A 20,350-nucleotide genomic window follows, 5' to 3' on the forward strand; every position below is an offset into this window, starting at 1 on the left:
CTCAAGGAGAGAACCGATGTCACGCGCCCATGCCCGCAAGACCCGCCGCTACGAACCCTCGAGCACCGGCAGCGTTCTCGCCACCACCGCCAAAAGCGTGCTCGTCACCGCCGGTGTCGCGGCGATCGCCAACATCGGCCGCAAGATGGTCACCCAGGCGCCGACCGCGATGGCGCGCGACTGGTGCGAGGGCCTGACCCGCGAGCACGAGGCAACGCTGGCTGCGATCGACAAGCTTGCCGCCACTCCGGCCGATCACCCCCAGCGCCGCACGGTGCAGCTCACCGCGCTCAAGCACATGATCGGCAAGCACGCGCTCCAGGAGGAGAATGTCGTCTATCCGATGCTGCGTCGTGGTCCCGAAGGTGGCGAGACCTTCGGCGACCTCCACAAGGACCACGGCGAGGTCAAGGCGATGCTTTACGAGCTGACCGAGACCGACAAGGCCGATCCCGCTTTCGATGCCACGCTCCGCAACCTGCGCGATGCGCTGGAGGAGCATATGCGCGAGGAGGAGGAGGTGCTGTTCCCGGCCCTGCGCGAACGCCTGTCCGAGGCCGAGAACCGCAAGCTCACCCGCGCCATGAACATGGCCGGCGTGATGGTCGCCTGATCGCAATCCGGACGAAAGGAACCCCCGTCATGGCCAAACAGGACGATAGGCGCGACGCCTTGCAGATGCTCGCAGCCGATCACCGCAAGGTCGAGGAACTGTTCGAGAAGTTCGAAGGCGCACGCGGCGGCGCGGCCCGCAGCAAGATCGTGCGCCAGATCTGCGAGGAACTGACCATCCACGCGATGATCGAGGAGCAGGTCTTCTACCCTGCGGTACGCGATGCAGTCGAAGAGGACATGCTCGACGAGGCGCAGGTCGAACACGACAGCGCCAAGGCGCTGATCCTCTCGCTGCGCGAAGCCGATCCCGGCGACGAATTCTACGAGGCGAAGGTCAGCGTGCTCAAGGAGCAGGTCGAACACCACGTCTACGAGGAAGAGCGCCAGCGCGGCAGCCTGTTCGCACAGGTGCGCAAGGCCGATGTCGATCTCGAGGCGATCGGGCAGGAGATGGCCGCGCTCAAGCGGCAGCTCCAGGAACAGGCCAAATCCGGCAGCCTGCCGCCGCCGGACATGGTCGCTCTGCGCAGCTGATGACGCCCATGCCCGATCTCGCCGAACGGACCGTCCCCAAACTGGCGCAGCTCCATGCGGCGGCGCGCTCGCTGCTAGAGACGCTCGATGAGGCGGGAATGTCACTGGTGACGGCCGAAAGCTGCACCGGCGGCTTCCTCGCCTCGTTATTGACCGACATCGAGGGCCTGAGCCACGGCTTCGACCGTGGCTTCGTGACCTATTCCGACGCCGCCAAGCAGCAGATGCTGGGGATCGACCGCGCGCTGATCGACCGCGCCGGGGCAGTCAGCGAACCGGTCGCGCGGGCGATGGCCGAGGAGAGCCTCAGCCGTTCGCGCGGCGGCCTCGCGCTGGCGATCACGGGGTTCGCGGGGGACGCCGACCCCGAGGAGAAGGAGGGGCCGGGCGTCACCTTCGTTGCCGCCGCGATCCCGCACCAGTCATGGGTCTACCGCATCGACTACGGCGAGCGTCCGCGCCACGAGGTGCGCAATCTCGCGGCGGCTGCGGCGCTGGCGGTGGGGATGCGCGCCCTCGCGTGGCGGCAGGCGCTCTAGCCCTGACGCATCAGCAGGCATCGTCCGGCGCGCGGGTGATGGCGAGGGCGATATCGTGCGCGCCCCCGACGGCCAGCACCACCAGCGTGCCGTCCTGCCGCGTATGCACCGCGCTGGTCTCGCGCCGCCCCGTGACGGTGTCGACCCTCGTGATGCTGTAGCAGCCCGGTTCGAGCCCGGTGATCTCGACGTGGCTGGCGATCGAATCCTGCATGGCGCCCCGCATCAGGCAGACGATTGCCTGGCGGGCGTCGCCGCAGCCGACCGCGAGCCCGGCGAAGTCGTGCACGGTGAGCCGCTCGCCCAGCGGGGCCCGGGCGAAGCTGCGCCAGTCGATGAGCGGCAGGAAGCCCGCGAGCACGCCCTGCGCCGCGAGCATGGCAGGAAGCAGCACGTGCGGATGGCGATAGGGCCAGCGCATCCCTCCGCCCGCCCCGCCGGCGGCAAGGTGCGCCCATTGGGTGCGGCGGAAGCAATCGGTGTCGAACGCCTCGGGCAGGGTTGCGCGGCGATCGTTGAAGGCATGGATCGGGCCGTGTTCGGTATCGAGCAGCGGCCGCATCGGCGGGCATTGCGCGAGCGCCTCGGAAACCAGCCGTGCGGTCGCTTCCGCAGGGGCGAGCGAGTTTTCCGGGGCATCGATGGTGCCGCGTTCGTAGAGGTGCAGGCTGGCAAAATCGAGCGACGGGTGCCGCAGCACCACGTCGGCAAGGTCGGGGCGGGCAATGAGATTGGGGTGGTAGACCGAGACGGTCTGCAGATGCGACCGGCCGTGAAGGCGCTGTTCCTCGGCGCGCAGGGCGGCGGAGATCTCGGTCACGAAGTCGTGCACCACGGCCATGTCGCCACCCGCATACCAGGCGTCGATCTCGTTCCACAGGTCCCAGGCGAAGATCGCGGGACTGTGTCCCCAGCGCGCGGTGGCAAAGCGGAGCCGCTCGATGATCGCCGCGCGAGTGTCCGCGCATGTGAACATGGCTTCCGGCGAGGCGCAGGGGCCGCCGCGGGCGTGCGAATAGGGGTGCCGCGACCAGCGCCGCGCCATGTAGAAAGTGTCGAAGGGCGTCAGCAGAAAGCGGATACCATGCCGTTCGCCCAGCGCGACGAGATCGTCCCATAGCCGCACCATCGCCGGGCTGAACCGGCCCACGCGGTGTTCGAGATGCCGGTGGGGCACCTGGCTGTAGTCGAGCATCAGCCGGAGGCAGGTGACACCCTGCTGCGCGAGCGCGGCAAAGTGGCGCTCGGCCGCCTCGGGATCGCGGCGGCGGTGCAGCCCGGCGAGATTGGGCCAGGTAATCGCCTCGTTGTGACCGACAGGGGTCCAGGCGGTGCCCGTCTCGGTCTCGAAGTAGGGTGCCGCCTCGGCGCAGCGCACCCAGCCGCCCAGCAGGGGCTCGGGCGCCGCGACGACACGCAGCGCCTCGCCAGAAATGTCATCGGCGCGCTTCATTCCGCCGCCACCGCGCCGGCCCCGGCCATCGCCTCGCTCCGCCAGCGCGCATCGAGCCGCCGCCACGTGGCGAGCGCCTGCCCGACGATCTGGTCCATGTTGTAGTAGCGATAGGTCGCCAATCGGCCGACGAAGGTGACGTTGGCACAGGCCCGCGCCAGCGCGTCATAACGCTTGAACATCGCCTGCGCCGCATCGTTGGGGACGGGGTAGTAGGGGTCGCCCTCGTCCGCCGGATATTCGCGGGTGATGCTGGTGACCGGCGCGTGCTGGCCGGTGAGGTGCTTGTATTCCGTGATCCGGGTGTAGGGCACGGCCTCGTCGGGATAGTTCACCACCGCCACCGGCTGCGCCTGCTCGCAGGGCAGGGTCTCGTGCTCGAAACGCAGCGAGCGGTAGGGCAGCTTGCCGAGCCGGTGACCGAAATACTCGTCGATCGGGCCGGTCCATACCAGGTGATCCCAGGTGATGTCGTCGGGCAGGTCGTCGAAGCTCTGGCCGGTCATCACCGTGATGCGCGGCTCGTCGAGCATTCTCGCGAACATCGCGGTGTAGCCGTCTGCCGGCATGCACTGGAAGGTGTCGGTGAAGTAGCGATCATCGGTGTTCGTCCGCGCCGGGACGCGCGCGGCGACCGACTTGTCGAGCTGGCTCGGATCAACGCCCCACTGCTTGCGGGTGTAGCCCTCGAAGAACTTGGCGTAGAGGTCCTCGCCGACCTGCGCGACCACGGTGTCGCGCGAGCTCCTGATCTCGGGCACTTCGACCGCCACCGATTTGAGATAGGCCTCGGCCTCGGCCTCGGTCGCAAGGCCCAGCCCGTAGAGCGCGTTCAGCGTCGTGCGGTTGATCGGCATCGGCACCAGCTTGCCATCGACCTGGGCGAGAACGCGGTGCTCGTAGGGCCGCCAGCGGGTGAAGCGCGAGAGATACTCGAGGATGTCGCGGCTGTTGGTGTGGAAGATGTGCGGGCCATACTGGTGCACCAGCACGCCCGCCGCGTCCCTGTGGTCGTGGGCATTGCCCGCGATGTGGTCGCGCTTGTCGATGACCAGCACCGAGCGGCCCGATCCGGCGGCGATCCGTTCCGCCATCACCGAGCCGGCAAAGCCTGCGCCCACCACCAGCACGTCGAAGTGACGGCGCGGCGGCTGCCTGGCGATACGAATCGTCTCGCGGCTCGCAAGCGAGGTCTCGACAAGTCGCGTGATGCGCGCCGCGATCCCGTCCCAGCTCTTGTCGGCAAGGCAATCGCGCGCCTCGGCCCGCCATGTGGCGTGCGCCGTGTCGGGTGCGGCGACGAGATCCTCGCAGGCCTCGACGAAGCCGGCTGCGTCCGCTGCGATGCGCACGCAGTTGAGGGTGCCGTAGCCAGTCACCACGTCGCGGATCGGGGTCGAGACCACCGGCAGGCCTGCCGCCATGTATTCGGGGGTTTTGGTCGGGCTGATGAACTCGGTCGAGGCGTTGCGCGCGAAGGGCATCAGCGCGACGTCCCATCCCGCGGCATAGGCCGGAAGCTCGGCATAGTCCTTGCGGCCCAGCCAGTGGATGTTGGCGGCGCGCGGAAGATCGGCCTCGGCGATCTTGACCACTGGCCCCACCATCACGAAGGCCCAGTCGGGCCGCATCCGCGCTGCCTCGGCGAGCAGCGCGAGGTCCATGCGCTCGTCGATCACGCCGTAGAAGCCGAGGCGAGGGCGGGGCAGGTCGGCCTGGTCTGCCGGTTCCGGCAGGCCTTCCGCCCCGCGCGCGAAATGGGCGACGTCGACGCCCGAGGGCACGCAGTGGATGTTGTCGTGACGGTCGCGGCGTGCCTCGTAGAGGCTTCGCCCGCCGCACAGCACGATGTCCGCGCGTGCCATCAGCATCGACTCGCGGGCGGCGATATCTGCCGGCGCGAAGGCGAAATTGGCGAGCTCGTCCATGCAGTCGTAGACCACCAGATCGGCCGGTGTCCCGGCGCTGAACCCGAGCATCATCGGCGTATAGTACCAGAACACCCGCGGTGCAGTCCGGCCGGCGAGTGCGCCGTGCAGTAGTGCGCGCAGGGCAAAGTCGGTCTCGCCCGGGTCGAGGCCCGCGGGCAGCACCGGCACGACCCGTTCGAGTCCCTCGGCCAGCGTCTCGCGCTCGAGCCGCGGCGCGTCGCACCCGGGCTCCTCGCGCGGCTCCTCCCAGTAGAGCACGTCGCAGCTGTCCGCGAGGCGCGTCATGATGTGCTGCGGGCGCTGGAAGACGAGGTTCCAGCGCAGGTGCGAGAAGCAGACGATTGCAGGGCGCTGTGCGGAAGGAATCGGGAAACGGGTCTGGGACGGGCGGTGCATTGCCGGAGAGCCTTTGCGGATCGAAGGGTCGGTACCGGCAAAGCGCCGGCAGCATCGCAGGGAGCGACAGGACCGCTTAACCCCTGCCGCAGACTTCGCGGCTCACATAGATCACAAACCACAGATTAATGCACAAACCGTGAGGTTTTGAACTCATGTTATGGGGTCATCATCAGGCTACGTGCAGTCTTGTTCACTCCAGCCGACCAAATGCCGAAAGACGGCACGGAGTATTTTCGATGAACAGTTTCTCGATCGTCAACCTTCTGCCGTTCTGGATACTCGGCCTACCGCTGATTGTCGCGATCTTTAGCTATTTCCGTATGCCCCGACACGCCGACCTCGTGCCGCGCGACCGCCGCGCCGAGCGGCACAACATCGTGCGGGAATCGCACATCCACGCCGGCGACACCGCCGCATCGAGAGGATAAATCCCGCCATGTTCAGTCATAACAAGCGCCTGCAATACACCGTCCGCGTATCCGAGCCGAACCCGGCACTCGCCTCGCTGCTGCTCGAGCAGTTCGGCGGGCCGGACGGCGAGCTTGCGGCGGCGATGCGCTACTTCACGCAGGGCCTCGCCGAGGAGGACCCGGGCCGCAAGGACATGCTGCTCGACATCGCGACCGAGGAACTCTCCCACCTCGAGGTGATCGGATCGATCGTCGCCATGCTCAACAAGGGCGCCAAGGGCGACCTCGCCGAGGCGGCGCTCGAGGAAGCCGAGCTCTACCGGTCGCTGACCGCGGGCGGGAACAGTCACACCCAGTCGATCCTCTACGGCGGCGGGCCTTCGCTGACCAATTCGTCGGGCGTGCCGTGGACCGCTGCCTACATCGATTCGCGCGGCGATCCGACCTGCGACCTGAGGTCGAACATCGCCGCCGAAAGCCGGGCAAAGATCATCTACGAACGCCTGATCGCGATCACCGACGATCCGGGGATCAAGGATGCGCTGGGCTTCCTGATGACCCGCGAGATCGCGCACCAGAAGAGCTTCGAGAAGGCGCTCTATTCGATCGCCGACAATTTCCCGCCGGGACGCCTTGCCGGGATGGCCCCCTACGACAGCCTCTATGTCAATGCCTCGACGGGGCCGGGCGATACGGAGGGGCCTTGGAACAGCGGCCCGGAATGGGAGCGCACCGACGAGGACGACATGGGCAAGCCCGCCGATGGCGGCGAGGGGACGGCGCAGGTCGAACTGCCCGCCGACAAGCTTGAAACCCTGCGCGCGATGGCGCAGCGCACGGCGTCGGATCCGGACAGCGACCCGCTGACCGGCGCCGACCTCGGCAGCGGCAAAGCCGACGACTGAGCGGAACTGCGCGGTGGCCGATCCGGCTCTCCTCGGGATCGCGGCGAGCCTCGGGGCAGGCGCGGCGACGGGACTCGGCGGCCTCGCGGTCGCCGCGTCCGGCGCACCCGATGACCGGCGGCAGAACCTGCTGATCGGCTTTGCCGCCGGGGTGATGATCGCTGCCGCCTGCTTCTCGCTCATCCTGCCAGCCTTCGCGCAGATGCGGACCGGCGGGGCTTCGGTCGCATGGGCGGCCGCCGGTGTGTTCGCGGCGGTGTGGCTCGGCGCGGGCGTCATGGGGCGGCTGGGAATCTGGGCCGATGCGCTCGCCGCGCGCGGCCTTGCCCCTCGGCATTTCGCGACATCCCCCGACACCGAGGAAGTGCGGCGGATCGTTCTGTTCGTGGTCGCCATCACGCTCCACAATCTCCCGGAAGGCGCGGCGGTCGGGCTGAGCTTTCTTGCGGAGGACCCCGCGCTCGGCTGGGCGACCGCGCTCGGCATCGGCATCCAGAACGTGCCCGAGGGGATGGCCGTCGCCGCCCTGCTGGCAAGTCTCGGCTGGAGCCGCGCGCGCTGCGCCGCCGGCGCGCTTGCCACCGGCCTCGTGGAGCCGCTCGGCGGCGCGCTGGCGGTGGCCGTCGCACAGATTTCCGCCGCAGTGCTTCCCTGGGCACTCGGCTTCTCGGCAGGGGCGATGCTCTTCGTGGTCGCTGCCGAGATCATTCCCCACACCCGGCGGCGGATCGAGCACGGCTCGGCCACCCCGGCATTGATGGCCGGCCTCGTGCTGATGATGGTGCTCGATATCTCGCTGGCCTGACCGGCGCCTCTCTCTCCCCAAGCCCCCGAAGGAGTTCCCCCATGTCCAAGATCGTCCCCAAGCTCGAGGAAGGCGACCTGCCCGGGCTCGAGGCCAATCTCGATCCCCAGCCCGACTGGGAGCCGCGCTATCCCGGCTCGGGCCGGCTCGAGGGCAAGGTTGCGATCGTCACCGGCGGCGACAGCGGCATCGGCCGTGCCGTCGCCGTGCTGTTCGCGCGCGAGGGCGCCGACGTCGTCATCTCCCACCTCGAAGAGGAGGAGGACGCGATGGCCACCGCCGAGATGGTCGAGGACGAGGGCGCGCGCGCCGTCACCATCGCCGGCGACATCGGCGAGCGCGACCACTGCCGCGAGATCATCGACCTCGCGATCCGCAAGTTCGGGAAGATCGACATCCTCGTGAACAACGCGGGCGAGCAGCATCCCGACAAGGACGTGACCGAGATCAGCAAGAAGCAGCTGAAGCGCACCTTCCAGACCAATGTCTTCGGGATGTTCTACATGGTGCAGGCCGCCATGCCCTACCTCGGCAAGGGCGCGAGCATCATCAACTGCACCTCGGTGACCATGTACCAGGGCGCTGAGGAACTGCTCGACTATTCGGCCACCAAGGGCGCGATCACCGCCTTCACCCGCTCGCTGTCGCAGAACCTCGCGGGCAAGGGCATCCGCGTCAACGGCGTGGCGCCGGGGCCGATCTGGACCCCGCTCAACCCTTGCGGCGGCGCAAGCGAGGAGAAGCTGGAGCACTTCGGCGAAAGCACACCGATGGGCCGTCCGGGCCAGCCCAACGAGGTCGCGCCCTCGTTCCTGTTCCTCGCCTGCGAGGATGCGAGCTACATGACGGGGCAGGTCCTGCACCCCAATGGCGGGATCATCGTCGGTAGCTGAGCCATGGAAGGGCCCGACTTGACCACGCTCTTGCCCGCCGGCGAGGGGCTGAGCGCGCTGCTGTGGACGCTCGCCGTGGCGGGCATGCTGGCCCTGGCGGCGCTGGTGCTGCACGCCGTGCTCGGAGCGATCGCCCGCCGGGTGGCGCGCGGCACCCGCACCGGCACGGACGAACTGCTGCTCGGCCACGTCCTGCGCCCGCTGCGCTGGATAGCGGTGGCGCTCGCGCTGCTGGCGCTCGACGAATTCGCGGTGCCTGACGAAGCCGCCGCCGCGCGCATCGTCGCGGTGGTCCGCACCCTGATGCCGCTGCTGTGGGGCTGGCTCGTGATCGCGCTGATCCGGTTCGGGAAGGGCTATGTCGATGCCCGTTCGGACATCGGCGCGGAGGACAACCTCGTCGCCCGCCGCCGCCGCACCCGCGCCGATATCCTCGCGCGGATCGCGGTTGTGGTGGTGATGCTGGTGAGCGCCGGGCTGATGCTGCTCAAGATCCCCGAGGTGCGCGAGATCGGCCTCGCCCTCGTCGCCTCGGCGGGGCTGGCGGGCCTCGCGGTCGGGGTCGCCGCCCAACCGCTGCTCAAGAACATCGTCGGAGGCTTCCAGCTCGCCTTCACCGAGCCGGTGCGGATCGACGACGTTGTCGTCTATCGCGGCGAATGGGGGCGGATAGAGCGCATCGGCCTCACCTACGTGGTGCTGCGCATCTGGGACCAGCGGCGGCTGGTGATCCCGGTCTCCAAGCTGGTCGAGGAGCCGATCGAGAACTGGACCCGCCAGACCAGCGACCTGCTCGGCACGGTGATGATCTACACCGACCATGCCGCCGACATCGCCGCCCTGCGCGAAGTGGCGCTGGAGGCGGTGCGGAGCCACAGGCTGTGGGACGGGCGCGCGGCGGCGGTGCAGGTCACCGACATGACCGCCGAGGTGCTCGAACTGCGGGTGCTGATGAGCGCGCGCGGCGGCAGCGAGATGTTCGAACTGCGCTGCGACGTGCGAGAGGCGGTGGTGCGGGCGCTGGCGCGGGATTGGCCGGACGCGCTCAACCGGGCGCGGGTGGTGCTGGAGGAGAAGCAGCTCTCATGAACATCGACTGGATCACCGTGGTGGGCACGATCGGCGCCTGCGCCTCGGTGGCGAGCTTCACGCCGCAAGCCTGGAAGATCATCCGCGAACGCTCGACCGACGGCCTCTCGCTCGGCATGTTCGCGCTCACCAGCCTCGCCTTCGCCGCATGGACCACCTTCGGCCTGCTCCAGAGCGAGTGGACGCTGATCATCCCGAACGCGATCTGCCTGGTTTTCGCGCTGTTCATCCTCGTCATGATCGCCTTGCCGCAGCGCGAGACCGAGGAGGTGGCCGAGGCGCTCGACCCGGAGGGGTGACGGCCCCGCAGCGGGGGCGCGGGGCCGTCGACGGCGCGGCTCAGTAGGTCACGCCGTAGTAGGAATAGACCTGCCGGTTGTAATCGGCATTGTAGTCGGGCTCGTCGTTGTCCGCATAACGCGGCGCATCGTTCAGCACGTCCTTGTCGAGATCGACGACATAGCCGCCATGATCGGTGCTGTAGTTCAGCATCGACCAGGGAACGGGGTAGTGATCGGCCCCGATCCCGAGAAAGCCGCCGAACTGCATCACGGCGTACTCCGCCTTGCCCGAACGCTTGTCGACCATGAAGTTGGTGATCGTGCCGAGCCGCTCGCCGTCGAGATCGTAGACGGCGGTGCCCTCGACCTTGTTCGAGGCGATAAGTTCGCGGGTTTCGTCGGTATTGACTGCGTCTGCCATGGGGTTGCTCCTCCTGTGATGGGGTCCGCGAAGGCTGGGGCGGGGCGGCGCTCGCGGCATTCACATAGGTCAGACGGGGGGCGAGCTGCCCCGCAGGTGCGGCGGAGCCGCGGCAGGCGGGCGGGGCGGCGCTGCCTGTTGCAATTTCGCGTAAGTCGGGTGACAGACAACCGGGGGGCGCACACGGGGGAAGTGCATGGAACAGCGGGGAATCGGCTCGCCGGGTGATCGCCGGGATGCGGGTGCGGGAGGGCAGGCATGCCGGTCGGCGCGGCCCTGCGCGATGCTCGTTGCGGCGCTGGTGTCAGCAGCAGCCCCTGCCTCCCCGGTCGTGGCGCAGGAGCCGGTTGCCGCTCGCGCAGCGGCCGGACAGGCACGGCTCGATGCCATGTTCGCCGCTGCCGACGCGCTCGACGAAGGCGCCGATCCGGCCGCCTATCGCCGCGCCTTCGAGGAGGTGCTGGCCTATGGCCGGACGATCTATCCCGCCGATCACCCCGAACTGGCCTGGGTCGAATCCGAGCTCGCCACGGCCGATTACCTGCAAGGCGACATCAAGGGCGCCGAGGCCCGCCTGAGCCGGCTCGCGCCGGTGATCGAGGCCGCCATCGCCACGCGACCGGACGAGCCCAAGTGGCGCGAGCGGCGGATGCTGATCGCCAATGCGCAGGTGGTGATCTACCTCACCCTCAGCGCCTTCGACAAGGCGACGGTGCTGGCCGAGCAGGTGCTCGAATGGCGGCTCGAGCGCGCCCGTCTCCAGCCCGAGGGCGCGCGCGCCAGCACCGAGCTTTCGGCGGCGTGGTCGAACCTCGCCAACGCCCAGATCCGCAACGGCGAGACCGATCGCGCGATCGCCAGCGTGCGCGAGGCGATCGCGATCAACCGCCGGCTCGACCCGATCCCCGCCAACGCCGCGCCGCATTTCGCCAACCTCGTGACCTTCCTCTACGCCGCCGGGCGACTCGAGGAAGCAGCCGAGGAAGGCCGCCGCAGCCAGGCCATGCTCGAGAGCTTCCTGCCCGAACGCCACCCCTTCCTTGCCGTCAACCTCAACAGCCTCGCCCGGGTGCTGACCGATCTCGGCCGCCTGGAGGAGGCGGAAAGCGTCGCGCGCAAGGGGCTGGATCTGGCCTATGCGAGCTTCGGCGAGAGCCAGCAGACGCTCAGTTACCTTGCGACGCTGGCCCATGTGCTGACGCAGGGCGGGAAAGCCGCCGAGGCCGAGGTGCTGGCGCGCGCGGCGGCGGAGAAGATGACCCGCGACCTGGGGCCGGAGGCGGACCGCACGCTGCTCGCGCGCGATGCCCTCGCCGAGGCGCTGCTCGAGGGCGGCAGGGCGGCGGAGGCCCTTGCCGAACTTTCCGCCACCTCCATGGTCCGCAGCAGCCGCTATCCCGCGCACCACCGCGAGCGGATCGAGGGCGAGGACAAGCTCGCGCTCGCCGCGCTCGAGGCTGGGGATGCCGTTCGTGCGCGCGATGTGCAGCAGGGCGCGCAGGCGCTGCGCGCGCGCAGCGGGGCGGGCGACGATACGGCGGCGGTGGTGGGCGAGGCGCGGCTGGCGCTGTTCGAGGCGCTCGCCGGCGATGTCCCCGCCGGACGCGAGCGTGCCGCCGTCGCCGCCGCCCGGCTCGACCGCCGGCTACGCGAGCTCGAGGCGGGCGGGGCGCGCCGCTCGGGGCTCGACCGGCAGCTGCGCAGGGGCTTTGGCTGGGCGCTCGAGGCGAGCGCGCTGGCGGGCGACGTCGCGCAGTCCTTCGTGCTGGCGCAGCCGGTGGTCGAGGGCGCGGCCGGGATCACCGCGCGCGCCGCCCAGCGCCGGATGGCCGCGCGCGATCCCGCTACGACCGCGCTGCTGCGCGACCGGCAGGATGCGGCGCAGGCGCTCCAGACCCTGCTCGACCGCCAGTTGCGGCTGGCCGGCCTCGGCGCCGCGCCCGAGCGGCTGGCCGCTCTCGAGGCCGAGCGCACCGAGGCGGCCCGGCGATTCGAGGCCGCCGCCGCTGCGCTTGCCGCCGCCGCCCCCGATCTCGCACAGGGCGAGGCGGGCGAGCGGCTCACGCTTTCGGAGGCGCAGGCGCTGCTCGCCCCTGACGAGGCGCTGCTGATGATCGCGCCGGGGCCGCAAGGCGTGACGGTGATCGCCGCCACCACCTCCGGCGCGGCGGTGGTGCGCCACGGATCGAGCCGCCGCGCCGCGCAGTTGGTGCGCACCCTGCGCGAGGGGCTGGAGCGGCCGGGCGGCTTCAACCATGCCGCGGCCGCCGAGCTGCGCGCGCTCGTGCTGCCCGAGGCGATCGCCAAGGTGATCGGCAAGCGCGAGCGCCTGCTGGTCTCGGCGGGCGGGGCCTTTTCGTCGCTGCCCTTCGCCGTGCTGGCAGGCGGCACGGCGGACCGCCCGCGCTGGCTGATCGAGGATCACGCGCTCGTCACCCTCCCGTCGCTGGCGAGCCTGCGGCAGGCGTCGAGGCCCGGCGCGCCGCCTAGGCTGCGCGGTTATCTGGCGCTGGGCGCGCCCGTTCTGGCGGGCAGCCGACCTGTCCAGCTTGCCGCCGCCTCGGGGGCGGCGACGGTGGCCCCGTTCCGCTCGGCCGAGAACGCCAGCCGCCTGGCCGATCTGCCGCCCCTTCCGGCCGCAGCGGGCGAACTGGCCGCGCTCGGCGAGGCGCTCGGCGCGCGCGAGAGCCGGGTGCTCACCGGCGCCGAAGCGACCGAGGCCGCACTGCGCAGTGCCGATCTCGCGCGGGTCGATGTGCTGGCGCTCTCCACCCATGGCCTCGTCGCGGGCGAGCTCGACGGGCTCGACGAGCCTGCGCTGGTGCTGACCCCTGACGGCACGGCGCAGGGCGACGGACTGCTCACGATGGAGGAGATCATGGACCTGCGCCTCGCAGGCGCGTGGGTGGTGCTTTCCGCCTGCAACACCGCCGCCGGCACGGGCGCGGACGGGAGCGGGCTTGCGGGTCTGGCGCGCGCCTTCCTCCACGCGGGCGCAGGCAATCTGCTGGTCTCCCACTGGGCCGTGCGCGACGATGTCGCCGCGCGGCTCTCGACCGCGACACTGGCGCGCTATGCCAAGGGCGGCGATCCGGCCGAGGCGCTGCGCCGCGCGATGCTGGCGATGGCCGGGGGCAGGGACACCGCCCTGCGCGATCCGGCCCTGTGGGCGCCCTTCGTCTTCGTCGGGCGCTGAGTGTCAGTCGAAAACGATGTAGAACCGCGCCATCGTGTCGCCCGTGTTGACGATCTCGATGCTGTGGCGCTGGGTGTAGAGCGGGACCCAGCGGCAATTCACGGGATCGCGGACGGCGCGGCATACCTCGCGGGCAGACTGGTCGCGGACCATCAGTTTCGGGGCAGGTCCTTCAGCGACGCGGACCACGATCTGTGCGCTGCGTCCGCCGAGGAAGGTCTGGTGAAGCTGCGTCGCCGCTCCCGGCATCAGCACCTCCGAACGGTAGCCTGGGCCGAGCGCCCGTCCGCGCAAGGGGGCGGTGCCGGGGGGGAGGGCGGCGCGCCAGCGGCGCAGGGTCTCGGCATCGGCATCGGTCCGGGCGCTCGGGGCGAGCCGGTCGATCGTCAGCGCCGCCCCGGCCAGCGCGGCGGTATCGCCGCTTCGTTCGGCGCTGTCGGCCAGCACAAGCGCGGCCGCCAGCTGTTCGGCGCGGTCGGCAGGCATGGGCGCCGGTTCAGACGCCGCGCCGCGCGGCGGGTCCCCGGGAGCGCAGCCCGCGAGGGCCAGCGCCGCCAGCGCGCCGGCGGCCGTTGCGAGAGCGCGGCTCATGGCGCGGGCGCGATGCGGAACACCGCGCCTCCCGGCCCGCCCGCGGCAGGCTCCTCCAGCGTCAATGCCAGCCCGTGGCGTTCGGCGATGGCCTGGGCGAGCGCAAGGCCGAGCCCGCTGCCCGGCGTCTCCTCGCCCGACCCGCGTCCACGGTAGAAGCGTTCGAAGATGCGCTCGCGGTCGCGCGGGTCGATGCCGGGGCCGTCGTCGGCGACGATCAGCACCGGGCCGGGCTCCAGCGTTACCGTCACGTGCCCGCCGGGCGGGACATATTTGATCGCGTTGTCGAGCATGTTCGTCACCAGCCGGCGCAATTGCCGCGCGTCGCCCGCGATCAGGACGCCGGGTGCGACGGTCCAGGCGAGGTCCAGCCCGGCCTCCTCGGCGCTCCCGGCATAAAGGTCGCAGATCGCGCTCACCAGTCCGCTGAGATCGACCGGGGCGAGCCCGGCACGGTCGCCGCGATGGGCCTTGCTGGCGGCTATATCGAGCAGGGATTCGAGCGTCTGGACGATCCGCCGGATCTCCCCCCGCGCCTCGGCGAGGCGTTCGGCGACTGCGGGTTCGGGCTGGCCGGCCAGCGCCTTCACCAGCCTGTTGTCGAGGTGCGAGAGCGGCGTGCGGATCTCGTGGGCGAGTTGTTCCGAGGTGTCCTTGTAGGCGGCCAGCAGGTCGTTGACCCGCAGCAGAGCGGCGGCGCTGTGCGCGGCGAGTTCGTCGATCTCGTCGCCGTCGTCCCTGCCCGCCGTCACCAGCCCCGCCGCATCCTGCGGCTCGCGGAAGGCGAGGTTGATGCGCGCGATGCGGCCCTGAAGCCCGTGCGCCGCCAGCCGTCCGAGCAGCGCGACCAGCGCCACGAACACCGCGCCGCCCCCGGCAAAGGCGGCGGTGATGCTGGCGAGGACGGGCGTCTCCAGATCGGTGCCGCGCGCCACCAGCAGCCTCAGGCCGGGGGCGAGCTGCACGGCCCGCGCATAGGCCTTCTCCCTGCTGCCGATCGCGATCACGCCGCTTTCCGACACCGCCGGATCGAGCGCCGGCCACTTTTCCAGATCCCCCGCGATACGCCTCCCGCCGTCGTCGGCGAGCAGGTAATGCGCCGCGCCGCCTTCGGCGGGGGTGAAGGCGATACGGTCGGCGATGCGGGCTTCGAGGTCGGCCTGCCCGCCTGTCGCGTAGATATCGACCAGCCCCGCCAGATCGACATCGACCTTGCTGCGCGCCGCGTCTTCGAGCGTGGCGCTGACGCTGGCGTGGGTCAGCCACCACAGCGCGGCGAGCAGCACCAGCGACAGCAGGATCGCGGCGCCCACCAGCCGGGTGAAGATCGAGCGCGGCGCGCCCGTCATGGCCGCCCGTCGAGCAGGCGGTAGCCGGACCCGAGGATCGTCTCGAGCGCGGGCCGTTCGAACCCGTCCTCAAGCTTGCGCCGCAGCCTGCCGATGTTCACGTCGACCACATTGGTCTGGGGATCGAAGTCCATCTTCCACACGTGATGCAGCAGCATCTCGCGGGTCACGACCTCGCCGGCATTCTCCATGAAATAGCGGAACAGCTCGAATTCCTTGGGGCTCAGCGCGAGATGGCGGTTGTCGCGGAAGGCCGTGCGCGCCTTCACGTGGCATTCGAAGGCGCCGTAGAGGATCACGGCACTGTGCTCGCGCCCGCTCGCGCGGCGGTGCAGGGCGCGCAGGCGGGCGACCAGCTCCTCGGGCGCGAAAGGCTTGGCGAGGTAATCGTCGGCGCCGGTATCAAGCCCGTCGGCCCGGTCGCTGCCGCGGCCAAGCGCCGAAAGGATCAGGATCGGCGTGCCGATACCGCCTTCGCGCAGGCGGCGTGTGATGGTCAGCCCGTCGATGTCGCCGAGCATCCGGTCGAGGATGATGACGTCGAAATGCTCCATCCCCGCGCGCAGCAGGGCCGCGCTGCCGCTGGCTTCCCACACCAGCACATCCCCGTTCGCGGCGAGAATGTCGCCCACCATCGCCGCCGCGCGCGGATCGTCCTCGACGTAGAGGATCCTCATCGGCCCTGCTTCCGGTCTTCGCGATTGCACTGGCAGCGCCGCCTCCCCCGCGACATTGCTGCCACCGCCCGGCGCGACGCGCAAGCGATGGCAGCATGTCCGCCCGGGCGGGCGCCTAAGTGGCCGGCGGTCAGTTGAGAGTCTCGACCGAAACCCAGCCGGTGGTGCCGAAGCTGTCCTTCGCCTCGATGAACAGGCCGTCGCGCTTGCCGGTGGGGGTGAGGGTCGTGCCGACCCTGAGGTTGCGCACCACCTTGGCATCGGCGGCAGGCGTTTCGAGCATCGCGGTGGTGGTAGCGACCGTCGCAAGCCCGGTCGCGGCGGAGGCGCTGCCGCCAGCCCTGGGGACCGAGGCGATGGTCTCGCGCTGGGCGACGAGATCGTTGAAGGCGAGCACGAAGGCCTCGACCAGCATCTTGCCGTCCTTGGTGGCGCCGTATCCGGCGGCATTCGCCCCCGCGTTCCACGCGCCCGCACCGCCGAAGGTCAGCGTGCTCTTCTTGACCACGCCCTGTCCGGTGGCGACGGTCAGCCCGTTGGCGGGGCTGAGGAGCTTGATCCCGGCGGCGAGCTTCTTCTTCTTGCCGCCGAGCCCGCCGAACATCCCCAGCACCGCGCCTGCGCCCGGAACGCTGCCGAGCAGCGAGCCCGCCGCGCCCGAACGCACCAGCCCCCCCATCGCCGCGCCCTTGGCGAGCTCGATCGACTGGTCGACCTCCTCGCTGTCGCCCGCGATGACATTCATCAGGAAATCGGCAGAGGCACCGCTGGCCGGGCTGTGGGGGGTGAAGCAGCCGCTTTCGGTGGCGAGGGCGTTGATCAGCGCGCGGGGGCTGCCGAGGCCGTAATCGGACCAGCCCTGCGTGTCGCCCTCGACCACCGCGATGGTGCCGAGGCTTTCGGTGCACTTGGCCAGATCGACCGCGTCGTCATCGTCGCCCTTGGCATGGGCCGGAACGCCCGCGGCGAGCATCGCGGTCGCGGCCAGCATGGCCACGGCGGCTGCACGCGCAGGGCGCTGGAAACGTGTCGTCATCGTCGTACTCCCCGTTGCATTCGATGGCGCGAGCTTGCCGCGCGGCACCCGGGGCCGCCACACACATGGCCTGTCATGGAGATGACAAGTGCTGTTAGGTGCCCGTCAGAGCGGCCCGAAGGGGAGCAGAGGGGGCCTGGTCTAGCCGTTCAGCCACTCGGCCGTGAGCGTTCCCCGGTGCCCGTCCGGTGCCAGCGCGGAGCGCAGCGCCTCCAGCAGCGGCGGCAGCCCTTGCGTGAAGGCATAGGGCGGGTTGACGAAGAACAGCCCCGCGCCGTTGTAGAGGCCCGGCTGGTCGGCATCGTAGAGCCAGTGCTCCACCGTCAGGAATTTGGTGATACCGAGCCGCTTTAGCTGCTGCTTCCACCGCAGGTGGGCGGCCCTGTCCTTGAGCGGATACCAGATCACTGTGACTCCGTGCGCCCACTTGCGGTGCGCGGCGGCGAGGGTTGCGGCGATGCGCGCGCGTTCGTCGGTCTGTTCGTAGGGCGGGTCGACCACCACCAGCCCACGCGGGGTGCGGGTCGGCAGCAGCGCCAGCCACAGCTCGTAGGCGTCGCGCGCGTGGATGGCAGCGGGCAGGCCGCGCATCGCGCCGCGCAGGGCGGCGGCGTCCTCAGGGTGCTTCTCGTTGAGGATCAGCCCATCCTGCGGGCGCAGCAGCTGCGACAGGATGCGCGGGCTTCCAGGATAGAGCCGCGGCTCGCCGCCCTCGTTCACCGCGCGCACCGCGGCGCGGTAGTCATCGAGCAGGGGGTCGGTGTCGGCGAAGGCCCGCAGCACGCCCCCTGCGGCCTCGCCGGTGCGCCCTGCCTCCTCGCCCTGGAGGTCGTAGAGCCCGCGGCCCGCGTGGGTGTCGATCAGGGTCAGCGCCGAGGGTTTGAGCTGCAAGGCGCGCACCAGCGCCATCAGCAGCGCGTGCTTGACGACGTCGGCGCTGTTGCCGGCATGGAAGGCGTGGCGATAGTTCATGCGGAAATTTCCACGAAAGTGCCCGGTGCGATGCCTTCGACGGTCCAGTCGCCGATCGACCAGCGCACCAGCCTCAGGGTCGGCAGGCCCACCGCCGCCGTCATCCGGCGCACCTGCCGGTTGCGCCCCTCGCGGATGGTGATCCTGAGCCAGCTGTCGGGGACGGACTTGCGCGCGCGGATCGGCGGGTCGCGGGGCCACAGGTCCGGTGGTTCGATGCGCAGAGCCTCGGCCGGCAGGGTCATGCCGTCCTTTAGCCGGACGCCCTTGCGCAGGGGCTCGAGATCCCCGTCCTGCGGGTCGCCTTCGACCTGCACGAGATAGGTCTTGGGCAGCTTGAAGCGCGGTTCGGCAATGCGCGCCTGGAGCCGCCCGTCGTCGGTGAGCAGCAGCAGGCCTTCGCTGTCGCGGTCGAGGCGCCCGGCGGGATAGACGCCCTTCGTCGCGATGAAGCCCGACAGGGTCGCGCGCTCCGTCGGCGATCCGCGGTCGGTGAATTGCGACAGGACGCCAAAGGGCTTGTTGAACAGGAGCAGCCGGGCCATCGCGCGCTCTTATCGCGCGGCAGCGGCAATGTCTTGAGCTTTGCCGCCGCTCGTCGCGGACCGGGAGCGGGGGGCTGCGTCCTTCCCGGCATCGCCTCACAGCCACCCGGCCGCCCAGGCGATGACAACGGCGCCGGGCACCAGCAGGGCCTGCGCCAGCAGCGTGCCCGCGAGGCGGCTGAGGGATACCCAGATCATCGCCCGGCGGAACGTCGGCTCGCTGACGCTGCCGTCGACCACGTCATCGGTGAGGGCCGAGATCTGCGGGTCGATGAGCGCGAACAGCAGGATCGTCGCGAAGCCGTTGACGATGGCAGTCATCTGCGAGGCGGTGACGCGGAACTCCGGCACGAGATAGCCGGCATATAGCGAGGCGAGCACGCCCACTGCGAGCAAGGCCTGCGCTGCGGCATTGGCGGCGAGCACCGTCCAGCTGACGCCGCGCGGGCCTTTCAGCGCCTTGAGCGTGTCGCCCGAAGGCAGCGCGACCGAATCCCGCAGGGTGGCGAGACCCGCAGGCGTCATGCTGGCGAGGATCAGCCGGGTGGTCGAGCGCCTCGCCTGGAAGAAGGTGATCGCCGCCGCGAACAGCCGCTGGCCGGTCGGCACCAGCACGATGCCGAGCGCCACGGCGGCGGCGGCGCTGAGCAGGACCAGCCGCAGCTCCCAGATCAGCATCTCGCCCGTGCCCGCGGCAAGCGCGGTCTCGATCCGCTTGGCGAGGAAGGGACCGAGGAAGCCGTTCGAGGTGCGGCTGACCAGCAGCAGGATGTTGAAGAGCGCAAAGGACAGCGCGATCCGTCCGGTGCGCACGCCCGCGATCCGTGCCGCATAGGCGAGCGCGCCGATGAGATTGATCACGGCCGTAAGCATGCAGATGACGATCAGTTCGGTATCCATGCCCGGCAAACCCCTTCAGGCGATGCATCTAGATGATCGGCCACGCCTTGTAGATGCTGTAGCTGCTGGTCGCGATCAGCACCACCGCCACCGCCAGCAGCAGGACGCGCGGGCTCACCCGGCTCGCCAGCACCGCGCCGAAGGGCGCGGCCACCACCCCGCCGATGATCAGGCCCACGGTCACCAGCGTGAAGGCGGCAAGGCCCAGCGTCGCGATGAAGGCGATCGAGATCGACAGGGTCAGCAGGAACTCGGCGGAATTGACCGTGCCGATCACCTTCCTCGGATCGCCCCCCTGGATCAGCAGGTTCGAGGTCACCACCGGCCCCCAGCCTCCGCCGCCCGCCGCGTCGAGGAACCCGCCGACCGTCGCCAGCGGGCGGGTGTAGCGCGGGTCCTCGAAGCGCGGGCGCGACAGCCGGATCGCCCGCCACAGCAGGTAGACGCCGATGGCGGCAAGATAGAGCATCACGAAGGGCCGCGCCGCCGAGGCGTCTATGCTGGAAAGCAGATAGGCTCCCGCCACGCCGCCCAGCACGCCGAAGGGGACCAGCCGCCGGAACAGGCCCCAGTCGACATTGCGATGCCAGATGTGGCTTGCCCCCGATGCCCCGGTGGTGAACAGCTCGACCAGATGCACGCTCGCCGAGGCGGTCGCGGGCGGAACCCCCATCGCGCTCACCAGCAGGGTTTGGGTGATGACCCCGAAGGCCATGCCCAGCGCCCCGTCGACCATCTGAGCGGCCATGCCGATCAGGATGAAGGGAAGGATGTCGGCAAGAAGCTGAGGCAGGTCCGGCATGAGGCAT

General features: G+C 70.1%; 21 protein-coding genes. 10 read left to right on the plus strand and 11 right to left on the minus strand.

The genetic code is table 11. The features are described from left to right. Positions 1-16 precede the first annotated feature (16 nt). From ACMX37_RS02595 to ACMX37_RS02605, 3 genes are read left to right on the plus strand one after another with little or no spacing between them, the layout of a single operon-like run. Positions 17-613 carry a hemerythrin domain-containing protein gene (locus ACMX37_RS02595; RefSeq protein WP_483147406.1) on the plus strand — a complete coding sequence of 199 codons (597 nt, stop codon included), beginning with the start codon at positions 17-19 and terminating at the stop codon, positions 611-613. Positions 614-642: 29 nt separating this feature from the next. Next, on the plus strand, positions 643-1,149 hold the full coding sequence (locus ACMX37_RS02600) for a hemerythrin domain-containing protein (RefSeq protein ID WP_483147407.1): 507 nt from the start codon (positions 643-645) through the stop codon (positions 1,147-1,149). Then, a complete protein-coding gene (locus tag ACMX37_RS02605) occupies positions 1,149-1,688 on the plus strand; it encodes a CinA family protein (RefSeq protein ID WP_088915266.1) in 540 nt (179 codons plus the stop codon). Before ACMX37_RS02600 ends, ACMX37_RS02605 begins: the two co-directional genes overlap by 1 nt. Before the next feature lie 10 nt (positions 1,689-1,698). Here the strand turns inward: ACMX37_RS02605 and ACMX37_RS02610 are convergent, their stop codons facing one another. After that, on the minus strand, positions 1,699-3,141 hold the full coding sequence (locus tag ACMX37_RS02610; RefSeq protein WP_483147408.1) for a glycoside hydrolase 5 family protein: 1,443 nt from the start codon (positions 3,139-3,141) through the stop codon (positions 1,699-1,701). After that, positions 3,138-5,468 (minus strand): UDP-galactopyranose mutase, encoded by a 2,331-nt coding sequence (gene glf, locus ACMX37_RS02615; protein WP_483147409.1) that lies wholly within the window; start codon positions 5,466-5,468, stop codon positions 3,138-3,140. Before glf ends, ACMX37_RS02610 begins: the two co-directional genes overlap by 4 nt. Before the next feature lie 239 nt (positions 5,469-5,707). Here glf and ACMX37_RS02620 point away from each other — a divergent pair, with 239 nt between their 5' ends. The 6 genes from ACMX37_RS02620 to ACMX37_RS02645 are packed head-to-tail and all read left to right on the plus strand — an operon-like array spanning position 5,708 to position 9,872. Continuing rightward, on the plus strand, positions 5,708-5,899 hold the full coding sequence (locus tag ACMX37_RS02620; protein WP_483147410.1) for a hypothetical protein: 192 nt from the start codon (positions 5,708-5,710) through the stop codon (positions 5,897-5,899). Positions 5,900-5,907: 8 nt separating this feature from the next. Then, positions 5,908-6,786 (plus strand): manganese catalase family protein, encoded by an 879-nt coding sequence (locus ACMX37_RS02625; RefSeq protein WP_483147411.1) that lies wholly within the window; start codon positions 5,908-5,910, stop codon positions 6,784-6,786. A 13-nt stretch (positions 6,787-6,799) separates the two neighbouring features. After that, the gene (locus ACMX37_RS02630) at positions 6,800-7,591 is read left to right on the plus strand and encodes a ZIP family metal transporter (RefSeq protein ID WP_483147412.1); all 792 of its coding nucleotides are present in this window, start codon (positions 6,800-6,802) and stop codon (positions 7,589-7,591) included. 41 nt (positions 7,592-7,632) lie between these two features. Continuing rightward, positions 7,633-8,484 (plus strand): SDR family oxidoreductase, encoded by an 852-nt coding sequence (locus ACMX37_RS02635; protein ID WP_483147413.1) that lies wholly within the window; start codon positions 7,633-7,635, stop codon positions 8,482-8,484. 18 nt (positions 8,485-8,502) lie between these two features. Beyond that, positions 8,503-9,573, plus strand: a complete 1,071-nt coding sequence (locus tag ACMX37_RS02640; protein WP_483147414.1) for a mechanosensitive ion channel family protein — start codon at positions 8,503-8,505, stop codon at positions 9,571-9,573. After that, complete coding sequence (locus ACMX37_RS02645; protein ID WP_088915260.1) at positions 9,570-9,872, plus strand: SemiSWEET family sugar transporter; 303 nt, start codon at positions 9,570-9,572, stop codon at positions 9,870-9,872. Before ACMX37_RS02640 ends, ACMX37_RS02645 begins: the two co-directional genes overlap by 4 nt. A gap of 40 nt (positions 9,873-9,912) precedes the next feature. Here the strand turns inward: ACMX37_RS02645 and ACMX37_RS02650 are convergent, their stop codons facing one another. Then, positions 9,913-10,275, minus strand: a complete 363-nt coding sequence (locus tag ACMX37_RS02650; RefSeq protein WP_483147415.1) for a PRC-barrel domain-containing protein — start codon at positions 10,273-10,275, stop codon at positions 9,913-9,915. A 196-nt stretch (positions 10,276-10,471) separates the two neighbouring features. Between ACMX37_RS02650 and ACMX37_RS02655 the strand changes: the two genes are divergently transcribed. Then, on the plus strand, positions 10,472-13,471 hold the full coding sequence (locus ACMX37_RS02655; protein ID WP_483147416.1) for a CHAT domain-containing protein: 3,000 nt from the start codon (positions 10,472-10,474) through the stop codon (positions 13,469-13,471). Positions 13,472-13,474: 3 nt separating this feature from the next. On the opposite strand, the gene ACMX37_RS02660 is transcribed toward ACMX37_RS02655, so the two are convergent. The 8 genes from ACMX37_RS02660 to ACMX37_RS02695 form a co-directional block, all read right to left on the minus strand. Beyond that, on the minus strand, positions 13,475-14,062 hold the full coding sequence (locus ACMX37_RS02660) for a hypothetical protein (protein ID WP_483147417.1): 588 nt from the start codon (positions 14,060-14,062) through the stop codon (positions 13,475-13,477). Next, the gene (locus tag ACMX37_RS02665; protein WP_483147418.1) at positions 14,059-15,411 is read right to left on the minus strand and encodes a sensor histidine kinase; all 1,353 of its coding nucleotides are present in this window, start codon (positions 15,409-15,411) and stop codon (positions 14,059-14,061) included. Before ACMX37_RS02665 ends, ACMX37_RS02660 begins: the two co-directional genes overlap by 4 nt. After that, on the minus strand, positions 15,408-16,088 hold the full coding sequence (locus tag ACMX37_RS02670) for a response regulator transcription factor (protein WP_483147419.1): 681 nt from the start codon (positions 16,086-16,088) through the stop codon (positions 15,408-15,410). The genes ACMX37_RS02665 and ACMX37_RS02670 overlap by 4 nt, the downstream gene beginning before the upstream one ends. 130 nt (positions 16,089-16,218) lie before the next feature. Next, a complete protein-coding gene (locus ACMX37_RS02675; RefSeq protein ID WP_483147420.1) occupies positions 16,219-17,124 on the minus strand; it encodes an SH3 domain-containing protein in 906 nt (301 codons plus the stop codon). 141 nt (positions 17,125-17,265) lie between these two features. Continuing rightward, a complete protein-coding gene (locus tag ACMX37_RS02680; RefSeq protein ID WP_483147421.1) occupies positions 17,266-18,096 on the minus strand; it encodes a 23S rRNA (adenine(2030)-N(6))-methyltransferase RlmJ in 831 nt (276 codons plus the stop codon). Then, positions 18,093-18,641, minus strand: coding sequence for a pseudouridine synthase (locus tag ACMX37_RS02685; RefSeq protein WP_483147422.1), 549 nt, complete (start codon positions 18,639-18,641; stop codon positions 18,093-18,095). Before ACMX37_RS02685 ends, ACMX37_RS02680 begins: the two co-directional genes overlap by 4 nt. A gap of 96 nt (positions 18,642-18,737) precedes the next feature. Then, positions 18,738-19,541: a lipid II flippase family protein gene (locus ACMX37_RS02690; protein ID WP_483147423.1), complete on the minus strand. Its 804-nt coding sequence runs from the start codon at positions 19,539-19,541 to the stop codon at positions 18,738-18,740. A gap of 28 nt (positions 19,542-19,569) precedes the next feature. Further along, positions 19,570-20,343 (minus strand): sulfite exporter TauE/SafE family protein, encoded by a 774-nt coding sequence (locus ACMX37_RS02695; protein WP_483147424.1) that lies wholly within the window; start codon positions 20,341-20,343, stop codon positions 19,570-19,572. Positions 20,344-20,350: the final 7 nt, after the last annotated feature.

Source organism: Porphyrobacter sp. THAI-01a (assembly GCF_056868655.1).

Excerpts from the sequence above, each read along its gene's own strand:
- ACMX37_RS02610 (WP_483147408.1), bottom strand. The coding sequence starts at position 3,141 with ATGAAGCGCGCCGATGACATTTCTGGCGAGGCGCTGCGTGTCGTCGCG.
- ACMX37_RS02595 (WP_483147406.1), top strand. The coding sequence starts at position 17 with ATGTCACGCGCCCATGCCCGCAAGACCCGCCGCTACGAACCCTCGAGC.
- ACMX37_RS02600 (WP_483147407.1), top strand. The coding sequence starts at position 643 with ATGGCCAAACAGGACGATAGGCGCGACGCCTTGCAGATGCTCGCAGCC.
- ACMX37_RS02625 (WP_483147411.1), top strand. The coding sequence starts at position 5,908 with ATGTTCAGTCATAACAAGCGCCTGCAATACACCGTCCGCGTATCCGAG.
- glf (WP_483147409.1), bottom strand. The coding sequence starts at position 5,468 with ATGCACCGCCCGTCCCAGACCCGTTTCCCGATTCCTTCCGCACAGCGC.
- ACMX37_RS02675 (WP_483147420.1), bottom strand. The coding sequence starts at position 17,124 with ATGACGACACGTTTCCAGCGCCCTGCGCGTGCAGCCGCCGTGGCCATG.
- ACMX37_RS02695 (WP_483147424.1), bottom strand. The coding sequence starts at position 20,343 with ATGCCGGACCTGCCTCAGCTTCTTGCCGACATCCTTCCCTTCATCCTG.
- ACMX37_RS02660 (WP_483147417.1), bottom strand. The coding sequence starts at position 14,062 with ATGAGCCGCGCTCTCGCAACGGCCGCCGGCGCGCTGGCGGCGCTGGCC.
- ACMX37_RS02620 (WP_483147410.1), top strand. The coding sequence starts at position 5,708 with ATGAACAGTTTCTCGATCGTCAACCTTCTGCCGTTCTGGATACTCGGC.
- ACMX37_RS02635 (WP_483147413.1), top strand. The coding sequence starts at position 7,633 with ATGTCCAAGATCGTCCCCAAGCTCGAGGAAGGCGACCTGCCCGGGCTC.
- ACMX37_RS02670 (WP_483147419.1), bottom strand. The coding sequence starts at position 16,088 with ATGAGGATCCTCTACGTCGAGGACGATCCGCGCGCGGCGGCGATGGTG.
- ACMX37_RS02650 (WP_483147415.1), bottom strand. The coding sequence starts at position 10,275 with ATGGCAGACGCAGTCAATACCGACGAAACCCGCGAACTTATCGCCTCG.
- ACMX37_RS02680 (WP_483147421.1), bottom strand. The coding sequence starts at position 18,096 with ATGAACTATCGCCACGCCTTCCATGCCGGCAACAGCGCCGACGTCGTC.
- ACMX37_RS02665 (WP_483147418.1), bottom strand. The coding sequence starts at position 15,411 with ATGACGGGCGCGCCGCGCTCGATCTTCACCCGGCTGGTGGGCGCCGCG.
- ACMX37_RS02690 (WP_483147423.1), bottom strand. The coding sequence starts at position 19,541 with ATGGATACCGAACTGATCGTCATCTGCATGCTTACGGCCGTGATCAAT.
- ACMX37_RS02655 (WP_483147416.1), top strand. The coding sequence starts at position 10,472 with ATGGAACAGCGGGGAATCGGCTCGCCGGGTGATCGCCGGGATGCGGGT.
- ACMX37_RS02645 (WP_088915260.1), top strand. The coding sequence starts at position 9,570 with ATGAACATCGACTGGATCACCGTGGTGGGCACGATCGGCGCCTGCGCC.
- ACMX37_RS02605 (WP_088915266.1), top strand. The coding sequence starts at position 1,149 with ATGACGCCCATGCCCGATCTCGCCGAACGGACCGTCCCCAAACTGGCG.
- ACMX37_RS02685 (WP_483147422.1), bottom strand. The coding sequence starts at position 18,641 with ATGGCCCGGCTGCTCCTGTTCAACAAGCCCTTTGGCGTCCTGTCGCAA.